4 protein-coding genes and 1 pseudogene are annotated in these 3,652 nt (G+C 50.3%); 1 reads left to right on the top strand and 4 read right to left on the bottom strand.

The window, feature by feature from the left end; translation table 11 throughout:
* Positions 1-661 precede the first annotated feature (661 nt).
* Entirely contained in the window at positions 662-1,141 is a 480-nt protein-coding gene (locus tag ABVN36_RS24545; protein ID WP_023138585.1) for a hypothetical protein, read from the bottom strand.
* A gap of 259 nt (positions 1,142-1,400) precedes the next feature.
* Here ABVN36_RS24545 and ABVN36_RS24540 point away from each other — a divergent pair, with 259 nt between their 5' ends.
* Positions 1,401-2,168 (top strand): hypothetical protein, encoded by a 768-nt coding sequence (locus tag ABVN36_RS24540; RefSeq protein WP_196042596.1) that lies wholly within the window; start codon positions 1,401-1,403, stop codon positions 2,166-2,168.
* Between the two features lie 198 nt (positions 2,169-2,366).
* On the opposite strand, the gene ABVN36_RS24535 is transcribed toward ABVN36_RS24540, so the two are convergent.
* The 3 genes and pseudogenes from ABVN36_RS24535 to ABVN36_RS24525 all read right to left on the bottom strand — a co-directional run.
* Complete coding sequence (locus ABVN36_RS24535) at positions 2,367-2,582, bottom strand: MbeD family mobilization/exclusion protein (protein WP_000137421.1); 216 nt, start codon at positions 2,580-2,582, stop codon at positions 2,367-2,369.
* 3 nt (positions 2,583-2,585) lie between these two features.
* Positions 2,586-3,071: an MbeB family mobilization protein gene (locus tag ABVN36_RS24530; RefSeq protein WP_001086854.1), complete on the bottom strand. Its 486-nt coding sequence runs from the start codon at positions 3,069-3,071 to the stop codon at positions 2,586-2,588.
* Positions 3,072-3,441: 370 nt separating this feature from the next.
* A pseudogene (locus ABVN36_RS24525) lies at positions 3,442-3,588 on the bottom strand (hypothetical protein); the annotation flags it as partial.
* Between the last annotated feature and the right edge of the window lie 64 nt (positions 3,589-3,652).

The following is a 3,652-nucleotide window of genomic DNA, read 5'->3' as shown; positions in this document are numbered from 1 at the left end:
TCCACGCCTGACACTCAGTTCCGGGTAGGCAGTTCGCTCCAAGCTGGACTGTATGCACGAACCCCCCGTTCAGTCCGACCGCTGCGCCTTATCCGGTAACTATCGTCTTGAGTCCAACCCGAAAAGACACGACTTAACGCCACTGGCAGCGGCCACTGGTAAGCAGGATGTGCGAGAGATGTATCGAGAGTTCTTGAAGTGGAGGCCTTAGTGAGGCTACACTGGAAGGACAGTATTTGGTGACATGTCTCGCACAAGACTGTTACCACGGTTCAGAAACTTGCCGGTTTACTGAACCTTCGAAAAACCACCTTGCCGGGTGGTTTTTTCGTTTACAGGGAGAGAGATTACGACGAGAGTAAAACGATCACAAGGAGATCTGACCGTTTACCAGTGATTTGGCTTCGTTTTGGTTTCCACTGAACACCAAAATAGCACTTTTTGCAAAAAGATGAGCAGTGATAGAGTTGTATTCTGTATGTGTAGAAGGGCTTGGTATGTAACCTGAACTCTGGATTGGTTACATATTTGTAGGCTACTTGTCGGAAACCAGATTTCGACAATGCGTTGTTAAGGTCAAAGACCTGTCCCGAACCGAAATGCTAAGGGAATGCCACGAACAACACTATTACGAAGAAGTCGGCTATTTAGCCGGCTTTTTTCATATTATGGTATGAAGTTTTGTACCTGGATGGCTCTTCCTATCATAAGCAGTAATGATGCTGTAGTACGGGTCTTCGCCGTTTGGTTTTTTCAATTCTAGTATCATCATCCCCGTTCCTGACTCTACAACAATCGCTTTGTTTTGGCCTTTTTTAGGATCTATGAGCACTTCTGCCCCAGCTAATAATATGCTCTCCAAAAAGATGACAATATCCTCAGCGGAAGTAGCTCCTATCTCGACACGATGCTTGTCCCATATATGCCTAAGGCCATAGGCTCCCTCGAGACTTTTTGTCCTTTTGTTGTAAAAACCGGAATCTCCTAGCTTGAGGATGATTTTCCCTGCGGGAAAGTCTGCATTCATGCTTGGCAGTTCTAGAAAAAATTCACTTCCATCACACTTAGCCACTCGTGCATTTTTTGTTTTCTTATCATTAAGAACAGCTTCAACTATATCGCGTGGAAGTAACAAGTTCACAAACTACACCTCTATAGCCTTCACTATTATGTTTAGGCGTTAAATCCCTTTTTGAAGGGCTGATTCTAACACTGACGTAATGAGCAATTTCCAGTAAATCTTGATAGAAAAAACCAGTTGTATTTACCATAACATTCCTTGCCCGCACCGCTCCGGACGGGTTCAGCGTGAAAGCGGCGTTAGCCCGGTAAAATCGGCAGTAAACTCCCCGCTAAACCGCGCATTCTGCGCCTGATAAATTTCACGTGGCTGCATAGCCATGCAGCCACGTGAATTGCTCATGCTTTCAATGTATATCCTCGTCCAAGCCCCTGTTTTAACCGGTTTATCAAAAAACCAAACAGAAAGCCTTACCACTAACAATAAAAGAGGTAGGAGGACTGCATTTTATCGCATAAAAAAACATTTACAACACGATTTTTATCGTATAGATTCCATAAAAAATGAAATTCACTCACCTATTAAGGGTTTCTATATGAAAGATATGAAAGCTGTTGTGGTTTTTACCGGGAAGGATTTGAACATAATGAGAACTGAGGGGGGGTCAGGCTACTGGCATGCCAGAACAGACAGGCTCAACGATGCCGATTACCTCATAGCAGTAAGAAACAGAAGGGAAACGTGGGCAGTAAAAGACCTGGAACACGGCACAGCATTCCTGATCGCCAAAATTACCGGGTGTTTTAAAAGCCCTGATTACGACGACAGGAACGTCATAACCTTTGATGAATACGCAGAAATTCACACGCCAAAAGCATGGAAAATGCTAACCGATGGTCAGCGCTATCCGGTTGCTTACCTGAGCGCACAGGAAGCTTTTTTACGTATTGGGGTAACACCGGAACAACTGGAATGGAAGAAATTCCATCCTTCATCCCCATCGGTTCCTAATACAGTGATTCCTGGTCTGGCTGAAGAGAAAACAGAAAAACTCTCCCTTAACGAGGCAATTGAAAGAGCCAAAAAGGATATTAGCAACGCAACAGGGATTGATAGCTCAGCCATAACAATAAGCATCAAGATCTGATGAAGCGTGAACAACAAGATAGCAGCCTCATGTTCTAGAACTGAACCTGTACGCCAGAAACAGCAAGCCCATGCTTTTCCGGCGCACAGATTCAAAGTGACGGACCGTTGTACGTTCGCTGTCGCTGAGATCGTTCCAGCTCCAGCGCTTTCTGATGCTGCGCCGCCCGTTCCTGCTCACGATGTGCCTCTATCACGTTCAGCCTTGTGACAACCGGCGCAGCTGCTCGCTCAAACTCTGCACCTGCCTGCTCAAGCCCGTGACGCGCTCGCTCAGCGCCGCGTTCTCCCGTTGCATAAGACCAGACATCGTCCGCCATTCCGCGAAGGCGTTCTCCCACTCGTCCAGCCTTTTCGAGTAGTCCTGCTGTAGCTGCTCTAATGCGCTCAGCAACTGTTTTTCCAGCTCCGTCATGTGCTATTTCCCCGCCAGTATCATCCAGCTCGAATCCTCTCCGAACCGTCCCGCTTCCGGGTTCACCCTCACGCAGCGGCGTCTCTGCTCTCCGCAGGTCGAGAGCTGCACACCGCTGTTCCTCTCGGACAGCATGGCCTGCGTGCGCTTCTGCTCCCGGATGGTCGTGTAATTGTCGAGTATCTGCTGCCCCTGCCACCACAGAATACTTGCGCCCGATGCTGTCAGCAGTGTAGACACCAAGACGATGGTCAGCCACGTCTGGCTGACCATCCGCAGCATACCTTTCGTGCGCTGGCTCATGGCAGCGGACAGCTTCCTGTCGTGGTCGAGGATGGCGGCGCTGATTCTCTTCTCGCTTTCGCTCAGTTCCGCTCTGACAGACTTCTCGTGCTCGCTGAATGCGGCTTTCAGCATCTCGCCGGTACTCTGCTGCTGCGCTTTCGATTTCTGCTCTAAGTCCTTCGCCAGCGTTAAAAGACTGTTCATAGATGGCTCCCTTCAGTCGGATGTTTCGCCCCCCGTCCGGGTCGGCAATGCTGATGCTGCTTTTTGTGGTGCGTACCACCTCAAAACCTGCGCTTTCCAGCGCCTCAGTGACGTCCTGGCGGGTTTTCAGCTCCCCGGACGAGGCTAAGGCCAGTAAACCCCGTGTAATTGCCTGAGCGGCTTCCTGCTTCGTTTCCGGCAGCGCGGACGGCGTGACCAGCACCCGCCGGTTTTCAGGCGCGTTCGGGTCATGCAGCCCCAGCCTGCCGTTCACGATGGTCTGCCAGGCATCAATGCGCGGACGGTCGGCGCGGTCGTAATACGGCTGGAGACGCTTGCCGGTCAGCAGCTCCGTGTTCGGGATCAGGAAGTTCAGCTCCAGCCGCCCCTTATCCTGGTGCTCAACCCACAGCACGCTGTACTGGTCTTTATCGAGTCCGGGCATCAGAACCCGTTCAAAGCTCGCCATCAGCTTTTCGCGCTGCCCGGGCGGTAAATCCTTTTCGGCAAAGGACAAGACGCCGGATGTGTACTTTTTTGCGTAGGGCGAGGCGTCGATAAGCTCCCTGACTTCTTCCGGC

Origin of the sequence: Salmonella sp. SJTUF15581 (assembly GCF_043356775.1) — a bacterium.
GTDB classification, from domain to species: Bacteria; Pseudomonadota; Gammaproteobacteria; order Enterobacterales; family Enterobacteriaceae; genus Salmonella; species Salmonella enterica.
This window is presented reverse-complemented; position numbering and strand designations above follow the sequence as displayed.